This window comes from Microbacterium sp. B35-04, assembly GCF_010634885.1.
Taxonomy (GTDB): domain Bacteria; phylum Actinomycetota; class Actinomycetes; order Actinomycetales; family Microbacteriaceae; genus Microbacterium.
Genome location: NZ_MWLP01000010.1, coordinates 1 through 19,196, shown reverse-complemented (window position 1 = coordinate 19,196; position 19,196 = coordinate 1). Strand labels below are relative to the sequence as shown.

The 19,196-nt window shown below is 72.3% G+C and carries 11 protein-coding genes and 1 pseudogene; all 12 read right to left on the bottom strand.

All coding sequences use genetic code 11. The features are described 5' to 3' along the window. Positions 1-15: 15 nt before the first annotated feature. Positions 16-2,130 (bottom strand): elongation factor G, encoded by a 2,115-nt coding sequence (gene fusA, locus B1729_RS02770; protein WP_163618842.1) that lies wholly within the window; start codon positions 2,128-2,130, stop codon positions 16-18. A gap of 122 nt (positions 2,131-2,252) precedes the next feature. Further along, entirely contained in the window at positions 2,253-2,723 is a 471-nt protein-coding gene (gene rpsG / locus B1729_RS02765; RefSeq protein ID WP_055962856.1) for a 30S ribosomal protein S7, read from the bottom strand. A gap of 5 nt (positions 2,724-2,728) precedes the next feature. After that, the gene (gene rpsL / locus B1729_RS02760) at positions 2,729-3,097 is read right to left on the bottom strand and encodes a 30S ribosomal protein S12 (RefSeq protein WP_018171438.1); all 369 of its coding nucleotides are present in this window, start codon (positions 3,095-3,097) and stop codon (positions 2,729-2,731) included. A gap of 371 nt (positions 3,098-3,468) precedes the next feature. Beyond that, the gene (locus B1729_RS02755) at positions 3,469-4,074 is read right to left on the bottom strand and encodes a hypothetical protein (protein ID WP_163630596.1); all 606 of its coding nucleotides are present in this window, start codon (positions 4,072-4,074) and stop codon (positions 3,469-3,471) included. Continuing rightward, positions 4,071-5,627 (bottom strand): DUF5684 domain-containing protein, encoded by a 1,557-nt coding sequence (locus B1729_RS02750; protein ID WP_163630594.1) that lies wholly within the window; start codon positions 5,625-5,627, stop codon positions 4,071-4,073. The genes B1729_RS02755 and B1729_RS02750 overlap by 4 nt, the downstream gene beginning before the upstream one ends. Continuing rightward, positions 5,624-8,173: a transglutaminase domain-containing protein gene (locus B1729_RS02745; RefSeq protein WP_163630592.1), complete on the bottom strand. Its 2,550-nt coding sequence runs from the start codon at positions 8,171-8,173 to the stop codon at positions 5,624-5,626. Before B1729_RS02745 ends, B1729_RS02750 begins: the two co-directional genes overlap by 4 nt. Further along, a complete protein-coding gene (locus tag B1729_RS02740) occupies positions 8,170-9,615 on the bottom strand; it encodes a DUF58 domain-containing protein (RefSeq protein WP_163630590.1) in 1,446 nt (481 codons plus the stop codon). The genes B1729_RS02745 and B1729_RS02740 overlap by 4 nt, the downstream gene beginning before the upstream one ends. Continuing rightward, entirely contained in the window at positions 9,612-10,577 is a 966-nt protein-coding gene (locus B1729_RS02735) for a MoxR family ATPase (RefSeq protein ID WP_163618837.1), read from the bottom strand. Before B1729_RS02735 ends, B1729_RS02740 begins: the two co-directional genes overlap by 4 nt. Positions 10,578-10,634: 57 nt before the next feature. Beyond that, a complete protein-coding gene (locus tag B1729_RS02730) occupies positions 10,635-16,643 on the bottom strand; it encodes an Ig-like domain-containing protein (RefSeq protein ID WP_204318843.1) in 6,009 nt (2,002 codons plus the stop codon). Next, positions 16,643-17,779, bottom strand: coding sequence for a serine/threonine-protein kinase (locus B1729_RS02725; protein ID WP_163630588.1), 1,137 nt, complete (start codon positions 17,777-17,779; stop codon positions 16,643-16,645). The genes B1729_RS02730 and B1729_RS02725 overlap by 1 nt, the downstream gene beginning before the upstream one ends. A gap of 345 nt (positions 17,780-18,124) precedes the next feature. Then, a complete protein-coding gene (locus B1729_RS02720; RefSeq protein WP_163618835.1) occupies positions 18,125-18,793 on the bottom strand; it encodes a spermidine/putrescine ABC transporter substrate-binding protein in 669 nt (222 codons plus the stop codon). A gap of 72 nt (positions 18,794-18,865) precedes the next feature. Then, positions 18,866-19,196 (bottom strand): annotated as a pseudogene (locus B1729_RS02715) (hypothetical protein); the annotation flags it as partial.

Here is a 19,196-nt window from a genome sequence, read left to right as displayed (position 1 = left end):
CCAGGAGAAAAGGGCTTACTCGCCCTTGACCTTCTGGATGATCTCGTCAGCCACGGCGCGAGGAACCTCGGCGTAGCTGTCGAACTCCATCGAGTACACGGCGCGGCCCGAGGTCTTCGAGCGCAGGTCGCCGATGTAGCCGAACATCTCGGACAGCGGGACCAGCGCGCGGACGACCTTGACGCCCTGGGCGTCCTCCATGGACTGGATCTGGCCACGACGCGAGTTCAGGTCGCCGATGACGTCGCCCATGTACTCCTCGGGAGTACGCACCTCGACCGCCATGAGCGGCTCGAGGATGACGGGGTTCGCCTTGCGGACGGCCTCCTTGAAGCCCATCGAGCCGGCGATCTTGAACGCCATCTCGGACGAGTCGACGTCGTGCGAGGCGCCGTCCGTGAGGATCGCCTTCACGCCCACCATGGGGTAGCCGGCGAGCACGCCGACGGCCATGGCGTCCTGGAAGCCCTGGTTGGTCGGCTCGATGTACTCGCGCGGGATGCGGCCACCGGTGACCTTGTTCTCGAACTCGTACGTCTTGTCGGCCGTGACCTCAAGGGGCTCGAGCGCGAACTGGATCTTCGCGAACTGACCCGAACCACCGGTCTGCTTCTTGTGCGTGTAGTCGTGACGCTCGACGATCTTGCGGATCGTCTCGCGGTACGCCACCTGCGGCTTGCCGACGTTGGCCTCGACCTTGAACTCGCGCTTCATGCGGTCGACCAGGATGTCGAGGTGCAGCTCGCCCATGCCCTTGATGACGGTCTGACCGGTCTCGGAGTTCTGCTCGACGCGGAACGTCGGGTCCTCCTCGGCGAGCTTCTGGATCGCGAGACCCAGCTTCTCCTGGTCGGCCTTCGTCTTGGGCTCGATCGCGACCTCGATGACCGGCTCCGGGAACGTCATCGACTCGAGGACGACCTGGTTGGCGCTGTCGGACAGCGTGTCACCCGTGGTGGTGTCCTTGAGGCCGATGACCGCGTAGATGTGACCGGCGGTGACGGAGTCGACCGGCATCTCCTTGTTGGCGTGCATCTGGAAGATCTTCCCGATGCGCTCCTTCTTGCCCTTGGTCGCGTTGACGACCTGGGCACCGGAGTCGAGGTGACCCGAGTAGACGCGGATGTAGGTGAGGCGACCGAAGAACGGGTGCGTCACGATCTTGAACGCGAGCGCCGCGAACGGCTCGTCACGGTCGGCGTGACGCTCGATGATGACCTCTTCGTTCTTCGGGTCCTTCGCCTCGATGGCGGGGACGTCGAGAGGCGACGGGAGGTAGTCGACGACCGCGTCGAGCATGGGCTGCACGCCGCGGTTCTTGAACGCCGAGCCGCAGAGCACGGGGTAGAGCTCCGAGGCGATGGTGAGCTTGCGGATGGCGCCCTTGATCTCGGCGACCGTGAGGCCCTCACCGCCGAAGTACTTCTCGAGCAGGTGCTCGTCGGACTCGGCGACCGTCTCGAGCAGCTTCTCGCGGTACTCGGCAGCCTTGTCGGCGAGCTCGGCCGGGATCTCCTGGATCTCGTACTTGGCGCCCATGGTCACGTCGCCCTTGGCGTCGCCGGGCCAGACGAGTGCGCGCATCTCGACGAGGTCGATGACGCCGACGAAGTCGTTCTCAGCGCCGATCGGCAGCTGGATGACGAGCGGCTTGGCCTTCAGGCGGTTGACGATGGTGTCGACCGTGAAGTAGAAGTCGGCGCCCAGCTTGTCCATCTTGTTGACGAAGCAGATGCGGGGGACGTCGTACTTGTCGGCCTGACGCCAGACGGTCTCGGACTGGGGCTCGACGCCCTCCTTGCCGTCGAAGACGGCGACGGCACCGTCGAGGACGCGGAGCGAGCGCTCCACCTCGACCGTGAAGTCCACGTGACCGGGGGTGTCGATGATGTTGATCTGGTTCTTGTCCCAGAAGCACGTCACGGCGGCGGACGTGATCGTGATGCCGCGCTCCTGCTCCTGCTCCATCCAGTCGGTGGTGGCAGCGCCGTCGTGCGTCTCGCCGATCTTGTGGTTGACGCCCGTGTAGAACAGGATGCGCTCGGTCGTCGTCGTCTTGCCGGCATCGATGTGCGCCATGATGCCGATGTTGCGGACCTTGTTGAGGTCGGTGAGCACTTCTTGTGCCACGGGGTGTCCTTACGGGTTGAAAGTGATTCGGGGGCGTTTCGTCTCGTTTCGCTCGCTCAACGACCGAGATCTCCGGTCGTTGAGCGAGCGAGGTACGAGCGAGACGAAACGCGCGAAGTGGATTACCAGCGGTAGTGCGCGAAGGCGCGGTTCGACTCGGCCATCTTGTGGGTGTCTTCGCGGCGCTTGACCGCGGCACCCAGGCCGTTCGAGGCGTCCAGGATCTCGTTCTGCAGACGCTCGGTCATCGTCTTCTCACGACGACCCTTCGCGTAGCTGACGAGCCAGCGCAGCGCCAGCGTGTTGGCGCGGTGAGGCTTGACCTCGACCGGCACCTGGTAGGTCGAGCCACCGACACGGCGGCTCTTGACCTCGAGGGTCGGGCGCACGTTGTCGAGCGCCTTCTTGAGCGTGGCGACGGCATCCTGGCCGTTCTTCGCCTCGACACCCTTGAGGGCGGTGTACACGATCGACTCGGCGATCGACTTCTTGCCGTCGACGAGGATCTTGTTCACCAGCTGGCTGACGATGGGTGCGCCGTATACCGGGTCGTTGACGACGGGGCGCTTCGGGGCGGGTCCCTTACGAGGCATCTTGCTTAGCCCTTCTTCGCGCCGTAGCGGCTGCGAGCCTGCTTACGGTTCTTGACTGCCTGGGTGTCGAGCGCACCGCGGACGATCTTGTAGCGGACACCGGGGAGGTCCTTCACACGACCGCCACGCACGAGCACGAGCGAGTGCTCCTGCAGGTTGTGGCCCTCGCCGGGGATGTACGCGGTGACCTCGGTGCCGTTGCGGAGCTTGACACGGGCGACCTTGCGCATCGCCGAGTTCGGCTTCTTCGGGGTGGTGGTGTACACACGGGTGCAGACACCCGCCTGCTGCGGGTTCGCCTTGAGCGCCGGCGCCTTGGTCTTCGAGACCTTGGGCGAGCGACCCTTGCGAACCAACTGCTGAATGGTTGGCACGTTCTCTCCTTGTCGTCTGCGCGGTTGTGGCGCGCAGCTGCTGCACGGTGACAGCGTCGTGGTCTCCCCCGCCGCATCCGGATCTTGCGATTCATGACGCTGCGGGCTCACGCGGACCCACCGACGCGGCAGAATGACTGACGCGCTTTCGCTGGTGGGTATGCCGTGGGGGTGGCCTGTTCGCAGGCCGTTCCCTGAGATGCGGCGCCCACACCATCGTCCGCACCGAGGCACGGTCGATGGCGCGCGTGAGCGCACACCCGATCCATGATACGTGGGTTTCGGGGGTCGGGCAAACGCGCAAGCACGCCGCGGGCCGAACGTGGCCGCGACACGCCGCCCCGGGCGCCAGATCGCCCCCGCTGAGTACGTCAGCCGACGGTCAGCAGAACCACGAGTGACACTGCGACGACGGCCGCGAGAACGGATGCCGCGGCTACCACCACGATCGCCCGACGGCGTCGGCGGCGCCGCCGGCCATCCTCGGCGGCGGCCGTGTCGATGTACGTCTGCGGTGCGCGGGGGCCGGGCTCGGCTCGCGTCGCGTTCGCCGCCGGCACCTGGCGCGCGCGGTACACGGCCGCGTCGACCTGCGGACGCGACGCGACGCGGCCGTGCCACGCGGACGCGCCGGTGCGGGCGGGGCCCGCCGGGCGATCGTCGGCGTCGCCTGCGTCGGCGGGTGCGCTGCGGCGAGGGCCGACCGGTCCCGATGCGGTCGCCGCCTGGGTGGTCAGCTCGGACGCCTGCGGCCCCGCGGAGCGGGACGACACGGCGGTGATGTCGACGTCGGCCGGAAGCGCGGTGGATCGGCGCGGGGCCGCGTCGGACGGCGCGGGGGCACCGGCATCCGTCGTCCCGGCTCGTGCCCGCCTGCTGGGGAGGGTCCGGTCGTCCGGAGCGTCGTCGGCGGACGGTCCCGCGGCCGCCGTCGCGCGCCGCGAGAGGGCCGTGCGCTCGTCGTCGGGATCGATCACCCGTCGCTCCGCCGCAGCCGGACCTCCGCGTCACCCAGCAGGAACCGGTCCCCGGCCTCGACCTCTTCGCCGGCGGGCGCTTCGACCTCGGTGCCCATCACCGTCGCGAACAGCACGCCGTTGGTGGAGTCGAGGTCCGTGACGTACCAGCGGTCGTCGCGCAGCGTCAGCCGGGCGTGCGTCTTGGAGACGGTGCCGTCGTGGATCGACACCAGCTGCGCGGCAGGGAAGTCGGGGTCGCCCGCCGGGCGCCGGCCGAGGATCACGACCTCGGCCGACAGGGCGACCGGCTCGCCGGTCGGCGGGACCAGGGTCCAGTCGGTGCGCTTGCGGCGGGCGATGATCGTCTCGTCGAGCACGTCCTGCTCGTCGGGGATCTCGGGCTTGCCGTGGAAGGACGACACCGACGTCCGCGCGGAGCGGGGCGCGCCGGCATCCGGTGCGCCGGCGATCGCCGACACGGGACCGGATGCCTCGGGGAATGCGTCGCCCTCGCTCATCGGCGAGCGTGCCGGCGCCCAGGGCTCGGCGCTGTCGTCGACCACACTGTCGCCGGGGACACGGTCAGCGGCCGGCACCCGCATCACGGGCGGGCGCGTGAGGTGCTCGCCCGTCGTCGACCCCTCGGGGGCCGCGAACGGGCCCGACGCGGAGGCGGGCGCGAAGGTGGACGCGGACGCGGAGGCGGAGGCGGGCGCGGGAGCGGACGGCACGGCCGAGATGGGCCCGGGAGCACCGGGCACCGCACCGGTGACCTCGGCGCTGCGGTCGGTCGTGTCGAGGACGAAACCCTTCCAGGGGTCGGGAAGAGCGCCGGCGGCGGCCTGCGCTGCTTCGTCGCCGGAGGAGTCGAGAGGAGCGGAGGAGACGGGGGCGGCGGCGACCGGACCGGCGACACCGGGACTCGGCGCGACAGGACGGCCGGGAAGCGGCGGAGGCGTCCAGCCGCCTGCCGGCGGCGCGACGTCAGCTGCGGCGGGTGCGCTGGGCGTGGCGGCGGGGGGCGGAGGCGCGTACGCGGCCGGAGCGAAGCCGGCGGCGGCGGGCGATGCGGGCGGGAACACGGCCGGCTCACCCGCGCGCGAGGCGGGAGCGGGGAACGGCGGCAACGGCGGAAGGCCGGGCGCCTCGGCCGATGCCCGGCGGACGCCGCCGCCGAGGGGGCCGCGGGACGAGGCATCCCGTCCGACCCATCGGGCACTTCCCCACCCGACGATCGACGCCCACACCGGGAAGAGCAGAACCCCGACCACCGTCATGCCGGCCCCGAACCCGAACGCCACGCTGACGCGGTAGAGCGCGATCGCGAAGACCACCAGGAACGCGATGTTCACGATCGGGACGAACGCCAGGAGCACCAGCCACGGCGAGAGCCCCGCCAGCTGCAGCAGGACGACGATGTTGAGGATCGGCACCCAGGCCTTGAAGGGCTCCACACCGGACTTGCGGAAGACCGCCGACAGGGCGAGCGCCATCCAGACGTAGACACCGGCGAACAGGAGCAGGCTAATCAGCGTGCCGAAGACGGCCGCGGTGGCATCGGTGGCGTTCATGGCATGGGACGCACGGGCAGAGCCCGCCGTCTCCCCCTCTCGGAGAATCGGCTGCGGACGCCCGCCTCGGGCGCCAGTGGTCGGAGCAACGATCTCAACGATACGGTCGCCAGGGCTCCGCGCCAGAACCCATTCTGGCGGCGCAGCGTCCGCCGCTCCGCGTCGACGGCGTCCCAGTACCGCCGGGCTTCGTCGGCCGACAGCTCGGCGCGCGAGAACACCGCACGGTCGGCGGTGTGCGCGAGCTCGTCGCCGGCGGGGGTCGCGAACGCGGCGGCCAGCTCGGTGCGGGTGAGCGCGCGGGATGCCGTGCGCCCCGTGTCGACGGCGGCGTCGACGTATTCGTCCCAGCCGCCGGCGATCCGGGCGGAGGGGGCCCCGGCGCGTCGGCGGGAGCGGCGGCGGGCGGCCTTGGTTCCGATCACGATGAGGAAGGGACCGAACGCCAGGGCCAGCACGAGCAGCGCGATGCCGGCGATCCGCAACGTCGGCCAGAGCCACGCGAGGTCGAGGCCGGAGCCGTCCTCGGGGGTGCGCTCCTCGCCGGAGTCCTCCTGCGCGGGGTCCGGCGGCACGACCTCCTCCACGGCGTCCGGGCGCACCTCGGTCACGTTCTCGGGATCGCGCTGCTCGGTCACGTCCAGGCTCGGCGACACGGCGTACTGGGGCGTCACGTCGACGGCGACCCACTGCCCGCCGGCCGACTGCACCTCGGTCCACGCGGTCAGGTCCTGCGCCCCGCACGCTCCGTCGTCGCATGTGGCGAGCCCCGGCTCGGCCGACGTCAGCCGGGCGCCGAGCACGACGCGCGACGGGAAGCCGAGCTCTCGCGCCATGAGCGCCACCGCGACCGCGAACTGCTCGTCGTCGCCGATCGCCGCGACGAAACTGCGGGGCCCCGTGCCTTGCTGGTCGGTCTCTCGCTCGAGCAGGCGGGCGTACATGGTGTCGACCCGAGCCAGCGAATGCCCCGAGGCGCTCGGCTGGAACGTGTAGTCGGGGAGCGCGGCGGCCCATGCCGGCACCTGGTCGCCGCGGGACAGGCCGTGGCTGAGATAGCCGCGCTCCCGGAGCAGCGAGACCAGGCCCGCGAGGGCGGCGCCGCCGGAGCCCGTCACATGCTCGTCCATCCACGCCCGCAGGTTGTCGGGCGCGGCGACACCCCCCGGGCTGCCGGGCGCCTCGAGCTCGGCGAGGTCCGCGGTCGGCGGCTCGACCCCGCGCACGACGTAGCTGTCGCCCGCCTCGAGGCCTCCCCCGGCGGTCTGCACGCCGGCCGACGCGGCGGCGTTGTAATAGAACCGATCGGCGAGCGACGCCGACCTGTCGCCGGCGAACTGGATGGCAGAAAGCCGGCCGGCTGTCGGCATCCAGATCCCGTCCCACGCGTCGATCTCGACGCGCGCCTCGACGACCTCGCCCTCACCGGCGTCGAGCGCCGACGGCACGCGCACGAACCGCCCCGCGTCGACGGCGCCCTCGCCGCCCGAGCGGTAGACCTGCCCGTCGTACGCGTCGAGGGTGGCGATCCGGACGCGCTCGGGCAGCGCGCCCGCAGATCCCTCGGCCACGGGCTCCACCGTGAACAGGACCTCGTCGGCGCGGTCGTCGGTGAACAGCGCACGGTACTGCGCCAGCGGACTCACCTCGGCCGACAGGTCGATGTCGGGGCCCACCGCCGAGCGCAGCACGTCGCGCTCGGCGCCGCGGGCGGCGAACGGCACCACCGCCACTGCGAGCACCAGCGCACCCGCGACCATGCCGGCGCCGAGCGCCGTGCGACGGCGGTCGGCGCCGGTGGGGCGGCGCGAGATGCGCACGCCGCTGGAGGCCGCCGCGCGCTGCAGCGCGCGGACCCGCTCGTCGTGCGTGCGCCACGCGAGCCACAGCAGGCAGGTCGTGAGACCGGCGATGCCGACAGCCGTCTCTGCGGGGGCGTACAGCGTGACGGGGCCGAGCTGCAGCGGCGCGCTCACCGTGGTGCGTCCGAAGAACAGGCCGAAGGTCACCATGCCGAGCGCCACGGGGACCGCGGCGTAGGCAGCCCGGTCGTCGCGCCAGGCCAGCAGCAGCACCAGGCACGTGCCGACGAGGAAGACGACGAGTGCGGGCACCAGCAGGTTGCGATACGAGCCGACGGGCAGCTCGACGGTGACGAGGTCCTTCCACCCCAGCACGAGCCCGGTCGCGACCTCGCCCAGCCCCCGGAGAAGGTCGTCGGGCGCGCCGAGGCGCGAGGGGACCGCCAGCGGCACACCGAGCAGGAACACGGCCGCGGCGAGCGCAGCCGCGACGACCCAGCCGCTCCACCGCCGCCACCACGCCACCGCCGCGATCCCGCCGCCCACGAGGGTTCCGACGGCGACCAGGAGCGCGAAGGCACCAGAGCGGTAGATGGGCCAGGCGGCGACCGCGGCGACGGCTGCGATCAGCACCGCGAACGCGAATCCCACCCAGATGCGCGGCACCAGCCGCGGCGCGGGGGCTTCGGCGACGGTGCGCGGGGCGGCCGCCGCGCTCACCGGCACGTCGATCGGCCCGCTCACGACGTCGCTCCCCGCAGGAGGAGACCGGCGAGGTCGTCCAGGGTGCCGACGGTGAGCACCGTCATGCCCGACAACTGCTGCATCCGCGGGTGGGCGCGCTCGTCGCAGATGAGGCCGACGACCGCCGTGTCGGCCGAGAACGCCAGCGCCGCCTGCTGAAGTCGGCTGAGCGGCACCCGCGAGCCCACGACCACGAAGGCGATCGACAGGCGCTCGCCCGACTCGGCGGTGAGCCGGCACACCTCCCCCACCGGCATGGTGCTCTCGATCAGGTCGATGCCGCTGAACCCGTCGAGCATGGGGCGGGGCGCCGCGGCCGGGATGCGGCGGATGGCGCGGAGCCGCCCGCGCACCACCCGAGGGATCTCCGAGCCGGTGACGATCTGCACGTCGCGGGCGTCGTGCACCGCGCGCAGGCCGAGCGAGGCGGCACAGGACACGGCGAGCTCGAACTCGTCGGCATCCGCGTACTCGCCCTCGGCCACCGCGAGCACCACCGCCATGCGCGAGCGCCGCGACTCCTCGTACTGGCGCACCATGAGGCGCCCGGTCTTGGCCGTCGAGCGCCAGTGGATCTGCCGGCGCGAGTCGCCCGGCACGTACTCGCGGATGGCGTGGAACGACATGTCGGCGTCGACGAGCCGCCGCGTCGGGGCGCCCTCGAGGTCGCGGATCAGCCCCGCGCTCGTCGACGGCAGCGCGGTCGTGCGGGGGTGGACGTAGAGGTCGTGCACGTCGGCGAAGGAGTGCTCGCGGCGCAGCAGCCCGACCGGGTCGCTGCGGACGGTGGTCGCCGGCCCGACCGTCACGATGCCGCGGCGGAGGCCCGGGATGTCGAGCGGCTGCTCGACGGTGTGCCCCGGGCGCAGCAGCGGCACCCCGAACTCCACCAGCCCCGCACCCACCGCGACGTCGATGCGTCCCGGCAGGGCGACGCGGTGACTCTCGTTCCGCACCACGATGCGCCCGCTCACGCCGTCGCCGGCGACGATGCGCTCGTGGGTGAGCGTGAGGTCGACGTCGTAGGCGCGGGCGCCGAAGAGGAACGGCACGGCGGCGATCAGGAGGAGGACGGATGCCGCGCCCGCGACCATGAACTCCACCCAGCCGAAGGCGATGCCCAGGACGAGACCCGCCGTCCCCGCCACCGCGGCGAGGGCGCCTGCGGGCCGGATCGTACGCGCCGACCAGACGGCGGCAGCCCCGATGGCGGTGGAGGCTGCCCGCCACGCGCCCGTCCCCCACACGGCCGCGCGCACGAACGCGCGCCCGCGGCGCGGCGCCACACTTGTCGCGGAGCCCGTGGCGGTGGAGGTCAGGTGGGTGCGGCCCTCCGTCGCGGTGGACGAGACGGTGCGGGTGATGCGCGCATCCAGGGTGCCGGTGCCGCCGCGCCGGCGCTCACCAGACCCTGAGGTACCGCCCGGACGGTCGGCGCTCATACCGCTTCGCGTCTCGAGGGCGGAGCCACGTCCAGCAGCACCTGGCCGACCACGGTCTCCTGCGTCACGCCGTCGAACTCGGCCTCGGGGTGCAGGATCAGCCGGTGCGAGAGCACGGGCACCGCGAGCGTCTTGACGTCGTCGGGCGTGGCATAGGTGCGCCCCTGCGAGGCGGCGCGGGTGCGCGCGGCGCGGGTGAGCGCGAGCGCGCCGCGGATGCTGACGCCCAGGCGCACCTCGTCGGCGGTGCGCGTGCCGTCCACCAGCCGTGCGATGTAGTCGAGCACGAGGGCGTCGACATACACCTGGGCCGCGAGATCGGCCATGCCGACGAGGGCCTGCGGCGTGATGATCGGCGTGAGGTCCGCCGTCGCGATGGCTGCGCCGTCGAGGATGCGGACGGTCGCGGCGTGATCGGGGTACCCGAGAGAGGTGCGCATCATGAAGCGGTCCAGCTGGGCCTCGGGCAGGCGGTAGGTGCCGGCCTGCTCGACGGGGTTCTGGGTCGCGAGCACGAGGAACGGCACGCCGGCCTCACGCGAGACGCCGTCGATCGTGACGCGGCCCTCCTCCATCACCTCGAGCAGCGCCGACTGCGTCTTGGGGCTCGCCCGGTTGATCTCGTCGGCGAGCACGATGTTGGCGAAGATGGGGCCGGCGTGGAACTCGAACACCCCCTCCTTCTGGTCGTACACGCTGAGTCCGGTGATGTCGCTCGGCAGGAGGTCGGGGGTGAATTGAATACGCGTGTTCGCGCCCTGCACGGACTGCCCCATCGCCCGCGCGAGGGAGGTCTTGCCGGTTCCCGGCACATCCTCGAGCAGCACGTGCCCGTCGCTCAGCATCGCGGTGAGCACGAGTTCGACGACGTGGCGCTTGCCCAGCACGGCACGCTCGACGTTGTCGGCGATCTGCCCGAACGTCTGCGCGAACCAGTCGGCCTGCTCCTGCGTGATCGTCATGTCGTGTCTCGTCCTCTGTGGCGGGGGATGGTCGTGATGAGCGGTGGATGCCGGCGGTCAGGGCGTCGGGCCGGGTGGGGGGTTGCCGTTGTTCGGCTGGCAGTCGGCCTTGAAGGTCGTGCTCACGGGCGCGAGTCCCCAGCCCTGGGCGTCCCAGTTGACCGAGACGGCGATCCCCTCGACCCGCACCGCGCCGATCGGCACGGTCCACGTCCCCGGCTCGGAGGTCAGCAGCCTCTCCTGGTCGTTGAAGTAGCGCAGCCCGGCGTTGCCGAACGTGAACGCGGCGGACGAGCCGTCCGGCGCGTTGGACGAGCGGCCGCGATAGGCCAGGTCGCTCCCGCCGACGCACGAGGTGACCTCCCACGTCGCCTGCACCTGGTACGGCGCGCTGCCGGCGCGCGGCGTCACCGTCGCCCAGCCCGTGGCGGTCCCCCACCAGTCGTGGACGTAACGGACCTGGATGCCGGGGCTCTGGCCGACCACCGACGTCGAGCCGTTCCAACCCGAGAACTCGGGGTGGTTGCGGTTGGGGATCCTCTCGGTGGTGGTGGGCTCGGCCCGGATGATCCAGTCGGCGCGCTGTCCGTTCACGTTCGGGGTGGCGTCGACCGCGAACGTCCAGCCCTGCGGTGCCCTGCCGGACTGCTGCGCGCGCACGCTGGCCGACGTCTCGGCCCGCCCGTAAGACCTGTCGTCCACGTACGACTCGACGCACACGCGGTACGTGTACTCATCGCCGTCCGCCACCGAGAACGTCGCGGTCGAGCCGGTCGCAGCCACCGTGCAGCGCTCACCGTCGCGCACGATGCCGTAGCGCAGGCTCGACCCGTCGCCGTTGAGCACGGCCGAGGCGTTCGCGGTGATCGTCGCCGTCTCGTCGCCGTTCGACACCGAGCTGAGCGTCAGCTGCGGCGACAACGGGCTGCCGACGCCGTTCGCCTGCACCGTCGCGGAGGCGCCGGAGGCACTGCCGCCGAGCCCGGGCGGCAGCTCGAACCGCGAGTACGGCGTCACGGTGACCAGCGAGGCGGTGTTGCTGCCGACGCGGTACCCCGGCACCTCGACGCGCGTCTGGTTGCCGTTCACCGGCACCCGCACCACCTCACCCGCGGGGCTCGAGATCTCGAGGCTTCCGGTCTCGCCCGTCTCGATGCCGTCGATGACGAGCGACACGATGCCGCCGGCGCCGTCGCCGGTGACCACGGGCGCCGCCGTGACGCTCGTCGGTGCGAGCGGCGCGTCATACGCCCAGGCCGTCGTGCGGACGCTGCCCTTCGACTCGCCCACGCCGTTCACCGCCCACGCCTCGTAGGTACGCTGCTCGCCGTTCGGGGCGGCGATCGTCGGGCAGACGCCGTCGGCGCCGCAGCGGGCGACCTCCTGGCCGCCGGAACGGATGACGAACCCCGAGAGCGCCGGATACGCCAGGCGCGCCTCCCCCGGGTCGACCCGCAGCGTGACGCTGCCGTCGGCATATGCCGTCTGGGTGATACTCGCCGGCGGCTTCGGGTAACCCAGCAGATCCAGCATCACGCGGCCGTCGCGCTCGGCGTTCGTGACCCGGCCCTGGGCATCCCGGACCGAGAACGTGGCGGTGCACGTCGCCCCCGGGGCATCCGTCGTCCATGTGGCCGTGATCGACGTCGCCGAGGCGACCTGGAAGCCCACGCCTGCGCAGGCCCCGGTCGACCGCACGTCGGCCACCTCGAGCGGGGTACGCGGCAGCGGATTGACCTCGCCGCCTGCGCCGATCACCGGGATGGTGCACGACGATCCCGCCGCCTGCGAGCACTGCTGGACGACCGAGCCGCCCTGCGGCAGCGTCGAGGGCGCGGCGCCGACGCGGAGGATGAGGCGCGCCGGCGTCACCGAGGGGTGGCTGGTGACCGACACCAGCACCACCTCCTCCGAGCCGGGAACGGCACGGTCGGCGCCCGTCACCGTCAGGCTGGAGCCGTCCTGCGTCACCTGGAACGCGGTGCCCGCGTGCTCGGTCGCATAGACGATGCCGTCCCAGTCCTCGCGCAGCTGCCAGGTGGTCATGTTCTTCAGGTCGAACGTCGCGGTCTCGCCGGGTCCGACCGTGATCGAGCCGGGTCGCAGCTCGGGCTGCGGATCACGCGGCTGCACGACGATCGGCACCGAGAGGAACGTCCACTCCTCGTCGCCCGCCAGCCTCACCGGCACCTGGCAGGCGTCCACCCACGGCGCACCCGCACCCGCGTCGTAGCGCACGACCGCACCGGACTCGACGGCGCAGGCCGCCTCGCCGCGGGCGCCCGAGGCGCGCACCTCGTCGCCGATCTCGATCGACGTGCCCCGTGGCCGCGCCACCAGGCTCGCCATGTCGAACGTCGTCGATTCGAGCTCGGCGACCTCGGGGGATGCCGCACCCGCGCGGAGCGTCAGCGCCAGGTCGTCGTCACCCGGCACGCGCAGGAACCCGTACGAGGTCACCTCGCCCGACGCGCCGTCGCCGGTCACGGCGAACGGGATGAGCCGGGTGGTGGCGGGCAGCGCGCCGCGGAGGCGCGAGCCCTGCACCGACACCCCCGCGGGATCGCCCCACAGCGAGAGCTCGAGGTCGTCGACGTCGCCGCCCGACCACGCGACCTTTCCGGCCATCACGTCGACGCCGCGGGGGAAGTCCTCGCGGCTCTCGACGGTCAGGGCGGTGTCGGCGACGACCGGGTAGTCGGGCACGCTCTCGCGCACCACGCGGACCACGATGAGGCCGCGCCCCGTGTTGCCCGACGACGACTCCACGTCGTAGAGGAACGACATCGTCGCCGGTTCGTCGCCGGCCGCGATCCGCACCGTCGCGTCGTCGACGTCGACGATCTGCTCGCGCAGGCGCGCGTACTCGGGGTTATCGCTGCCGTCGACGAGGGTCGCCGGCACGTCGGGACGGATGTCGGTGACGCGCAGCTCGCCCATGGTCGGGTCGACGTCGTTCGAGAGCGGACTGACGCGGACGGCGTTGCCGTCGCCGGCCTGCACCTGCACGTAGTCGGTGAAGGTGACCGGACTCGGGTTGGCCTCGGTGTCGAGCACGCCGACCCGCACCGTGCCCTCGGCGGTCTCGCCGAACGCGTCCACGACGCGGTAGCGGAACGACACCTGCCCACTGTCCCCCGGCACGCTCGTGTACATGATCGACGCCCCGTCCGCGGTGACCGTCGCGGCACCCCGCTCGGGCTGGGCGACGATGCGGTCCAGGGTCACGACATCGCCGTCGGGATCCATGCCGAAGCCGTCGAAGTCGATGAGCGCGGACTGTCCGCTCAGCACCCGGCCCTCCAGCGTGTCGGCCGTCGGAGCGCGGTTGGCGTCGGCGTCGATCACCTGCACCCGGACCTCCGCCGTGTCGGCGAGCGCCGGCGCGCCGGTGGTGAAGACCGAGTACTCGATGCCGTAGTCGCCGGGCTCCTCGGGCGCGAGGTAGCGCAGCAGGTCGCCCGACGCGAAGGCCAGCGCGTCGTCGGAGGACGACCGCACCGAGGCCGGGTTGAGCGTGGGCAAGCCGCCCGACGGGGCGATGTCGTTGGCGAGCACCGGGATGTCGATCTGCGCGCCCGCGCGCACCACGACGGTGTCGTGGACGGCGATCGGCGCCAGCTCCGGCGCAGGCGGGAGCAGGTACACCGTCGCCTCGCCCTGGACGCTCGCGCCGGCATCCTCGGTGCCGTCGCTCACCACGTACGAGACGGTGCCCAGCCGGCCGGCGGCGCCGTCCGCGGTCGTTCCCGAGACCCGGAGGTGGTTCTGCCCGACCGCGTCGACCGAGAGCGTGGCGCCGTCGTCCGCGCGCGCGGCGACATCGCTCAGCAGCAGCACACGCCGCGTCGGGTTCGACACCGCGTCGAAGACCTCCAGCGTGGCGTCCTGCTGAGGGTGCACGAACGCGACCACCGGCGAGGTCGCGAGCTGCGCCGGTGCATCGGCGGGCAGCAGGGTGATGCGCGCGGTGCCGGTCGCCTCGCTGACGCCGTCGGACACCGTGAAGTCGACGCGGAACGTGCCGGGCTGCTGGGCCGTGAAGTCGAACGAGGTCGAGCCGCCGGCCACGGTCGCCGTGGCGGCGGCGTCATCGAGCACGCGCACCGAGGCCAGCGACAGCGTGCCCGCGGTGCCGGTGACATGGTCGGCCACGTCGACGGTGATGCCCGACGCGACCGTGTCCGTGACGGCGAACGACTGCGCGGCCAGCTGCGGCTGCGGCGACACCTTCACGATCAGCGGCTTCACGGCCGTCTGTCCCTGCGTGTCGGCGACGGTCACGGCGAGCTCGATGAGCTCCTCCCCGCCGTCGCCGGCATCGCTGTGCTGGTAGACGACGTCGCCGCCGGGCGTCGCCGCGACGCTTCCGGGCCCCGTCACGTTCTCGACCGAGAGCAGCAGCAGCGGGTCGCCCTCCGGATCGACCCAGCCCGGGAGCACCGGCACCGTCACCGTGCCGCCGCGCGCGACCTCGGGCTGAGGCCATTGCACCAGGCACCGCTCGACCCCGCACCATTCCGGCGCTGATCGGGCCGCGGCATCCGCCACGGTCAGGGTGACCGTCGTCGCCTCCGACATGAGGCCGTTCTCGGCCGTGCCGTCGGCGACCGCGTACGAGAAGGTGGCGGAGCCCGTCACACCGGGCTGCACACGCACCGCGAGCCGCTGGTCGGCGTCGGTCACCGTCACGGTGCCGAAGGCCGGATCGAGTCCCGTGACCGACTTCGGGTCGATGGTGAGCACGTCCTCGTTGGGGTCGTGGTCGTTCATGAGCACCGGCAGCGAGACGAGCGCGCCGGCGCGCACGCCGAAGGCGTCCGGCTCGGCGATGGGCGGCTTCGGGTCGAGCATGACCTGCAGCTGCTCCCCGCTCGGCACCGCGTCGGGGTCGGTGCGGTCGTCGAGGCTCCAGTCCTGGCTCGACGTGATGAGCGCGCCGTCCGGCACCGACCACGCCCACCCGGAACGCGTGTCGTTGAGGATCACGGCGGAGTCGCTCGCGACGAACACCGGGCGGACGTCGTCGGCCAGCGACTCGGCGCCGTAGTCGAGCACCACTTCCCCGCCGCCCGAGCGCCACAGCTGCCCGCCGGCGTCGCCGGTGCCCAACCAGGCGGCGTACGTCTCGCCGTCGTGCGTGATCGGCTGCGCGGGGGTGCCGAGCACCGGCCCGTTCCCGCCCCCGACCTCGGTCGTCATGTCCGAGCCGTCGGCCGGCACCCGCACAAGGCTGGTGTCGTCGGCGAGGTAGACATCGGTGCCGCGGGCAGCCGGTGCGCCGACCACGATGGTGCCGGCGATCGGCGCGCGGGCCGCGGCATCCTGCCCCCGCAGCCACACGTCGCCGTCCTCCGTGTCGACGACGGCCCACGTGTCGCCCGCGGCCGTGATGGCCGGCACGGCCAGCCCATCGTCGTCGAGCGCGTCGCGGGCGCGGACCTCGCCATCACCGACGTGGTAGCGCAGCACCGAGCCGTCGTCGCGCGAGTAGGCGAACAGCATGCCGCGGTCGTCGACCGCGATCGCGTCGGCGGTGTACTGCGGGGTGTCGTCGTCATCGGTGCGGAACGGGTCGAGCTGCGTCGACGAGCCGCTCGACAGGCGCCCCGCGAAGACGGCGCCCGAATCGGTCAGATACGCGACGTAGTCCCCCGCCGTCACCACCTCGGTCGTGCCGGGCGGCGTCCTCTGCGACTCCTGCAGCGCCTCTTCGTCGAGGTCGGCGGGCATCGCCGCGTCGATGCGCGTGAGCGTGCTGAAGCTGTCGCTGAACAAGTACGCGGCATCCCCCGTCTGCACGACCTGGTCGGGATTGCTGATGCTGCGGACGGTGTCGAGCTCACCCACCGACGTGTTGACCCGCGCGTAGCGGCGGCCGTCGCCGGTCTGCAGCGCCCACACCGCGGTGTCGACGTCGGGCGTCTCCTGCGCGTCGAGCCCGGGCCACACGATGCTGAGCCCGACGACCGCGGCCACGACCGCCCCGGCGGCGATGAAGCCCACGATCGTGCCGCGACGCACCGGCGTCGTGCTGCGCAGCGACGGCCCGGTGCCGCGGGCCATCAGAGAACCCCCGCGGCAAGGAGGGTCACGACGACCGCGCCGGCGCCCACGACGACTCCGGCGCCGATTCCGACGACCCAGGGCACGGCGCCGCGTCCGCGCCGTGCGGGCGCCGAGATCTCGGTGTCCTCGTCGCGCGCGAGCGCTGCGACCCCGCTGCCGGCGCGCGCCTTGCGGGTGAGGTCGCGCTCGATGTGCGAACGCGCGGGGCCGCGCAGCGCCGAGTCGCCGAAGTCGACGGGCCCGGATGCCGGGGACCACTCCGCGTCGGGGATCTCGAGCGGCGTCGGCGACAGGCCGAGCCCCGCCTGCACCTCGCGCAGCGCCTCGCCGAACGCACGGGCGGAGTCGTACCGGCGACCGGGGTCGCGGCTCATCGCGGTCGCGAGCACGCTCTGCAGCGCGGCGGGGACGTCGGGGCGCGGGATCTCGACGTACGTGGCACGGGCGATGCGCCGCCGCAGCAGGTCCTTGGTGTTCTGGCCGCGCTCGCGCCGCTCGAACGGACTGTGGCCCGCGAGCAGCGAGTACACGGTCGCTCCGAGGCTCCACACCTCGCTCGTGACCGTGCCGCTGGTCTGCTCGGCGACGACTTCCGGCGAGCTCCACGGGATCGACATCGCGAGCACCTCCCCGCCGCTCTTGCGCTGCAGCGAGGCCGAGATGCCGAAGTCGGCGAGCACCGGAGTGCCGAAGGTCGTGATGAGGATGTTGCTGGGCTTGACGTCGCGGTGGATGAGCCCGGCGCGATGCGCCGACTCGAGTGCGCTCGACATGCGCACGCCGATCGCGAGCACCTCCTCGACGGGGATGCGCTCCACCCGGTAGCGCTGCGCGAGCGATCCCGGGCAGTACTCCATCACGATGTAGGGGCGCCCATCGGCGGAGATGCTCGCCTGGTAGACCGTCACGATCGAGGGGTGGGCCGACAGGTGCGCCAGCACGTCGGCCTCGGCGTTGAACATGCGCCGCAGCTCGGGGTCACGCACGTCGCTCGGCATGACCTTGACCGCGACGTTGCGGCGGGGCATGTCCTGCTCGTACAGGAAGACGTCGGCGAATCCGCCGGAGCCGAGCGGGCGGATATAGGCCAGCCCGGGAAGGATCGGGGGCGCCGAGGGAAGTCGTGTGGCCACCACACCTCCCCCGCAGTCCGCTACCTTGACACGACCCGTGCCGCGCTGGCGGCAACAAACCTGGCCATGCTAACAAAACCACTTCCGAGCACGCGCCGCTAACCGGTCTGTGGAATACGCCGCGGCCAGGCAAGTCCTGCCGGACTCGAAAGCTGGTGTGCCGAAAGTCGGGTCCGTCAGCTGACACGCCGGGCCGAGGCATCCGTCACCGGCGCGCCGCCGTCACCGACCCGACTTTTCGCACGCGAGCGCTCGCACCGGACACACGGACCGGACACACGGACCCGGGCCTCACGGACCGGGCTTACGGGGCCAGAAGCGCGCGGGGCGACCTCGGGGCCGGGCTCACTCCAGGCGGGGGGCGTCGCCGGGGTCGTGCGGGTCGAAAGGTGCGTCGAGCGACTTGGTGAGGTCGGCGAGCATGGCCTCGATCTGCGGCTCGACGAACTCGCTGACCGCGGCCTGGATGCGCAGCCGGTGGTGCAGCAGGATCGTGCACACCTCGCGCCCGACCATGTTGGCGTAATCGTCCGCGAGGCCGACCTCCTGCCGGAGCGCCGCCTTCGCCTCGTCGGTGAGCGGCGGCAGCGCCGGGACGTGTGCGTCGGCCTCTTCGGCGAGTCCGGCGATCGTGAAGAGGAAGGGCGCGCCCGGCACCGGGTCGGGATCCAGCGGCAGCCCTTCGAACTCGGGGTCGAGCCCTTCGCCGGGTCGATAGCTGCGCGCGCGGTTGCGGGCCGCCTGCTGATCGAGCTCGCCCTGCAGCATCGGCAGGTTCAGCGCCGTGTACTCGGCCACGGAGCGGTCGACGATCGTCTTGATCCGGGTCGAGAGGCCGTGCTGCACGCCGTGCGGGACGTCGGCTCCGAGACCGGCAGCCGACAGCACCGGCGACCCGAAGCAGCGGCGGCACGGAGCGGTCCGGCCGCGGTGCGTCGCAGGCTCCCATCGCGGCAACCACGCGAGCCAGGCGTCCACCGCCTGGCTGACTTGGGTCTCGAGCGACCGCTCCACCCGCTCAACGCTAGTACCCGGCATCCGTTCACGCCCGGATCAGCGCGGATTTCCGCGGCCCCGGCGCGCCGATCACTCGTCGAACTCGTCTTCCCAGGGCCACCGCGGACGGTGTGCGCGCGTGCGCACGAGCGCGATCCCGCTCCACGCCGACACGAACGCAGCCGCCGCGACGGCCAGGCCGAACCACGAGGTCGCCAGGCGTCCGGCGACAGCCGTCGCCACGCCGAGGTCCGCGCCGGTGAAGACGGCGGCGAACCACACCCCTCCGACGTAGGCGAGGAACGCGGCGGCGGTCGTCCACGCGGCACCCCAGTACGACGGATGCCGCGTCCCGGCGCCTGCGGGCGACGAGGCGCCCGCGCCTCCCGCTGCCGGCTCCGCGCCGGGGGCCGCGGCATCC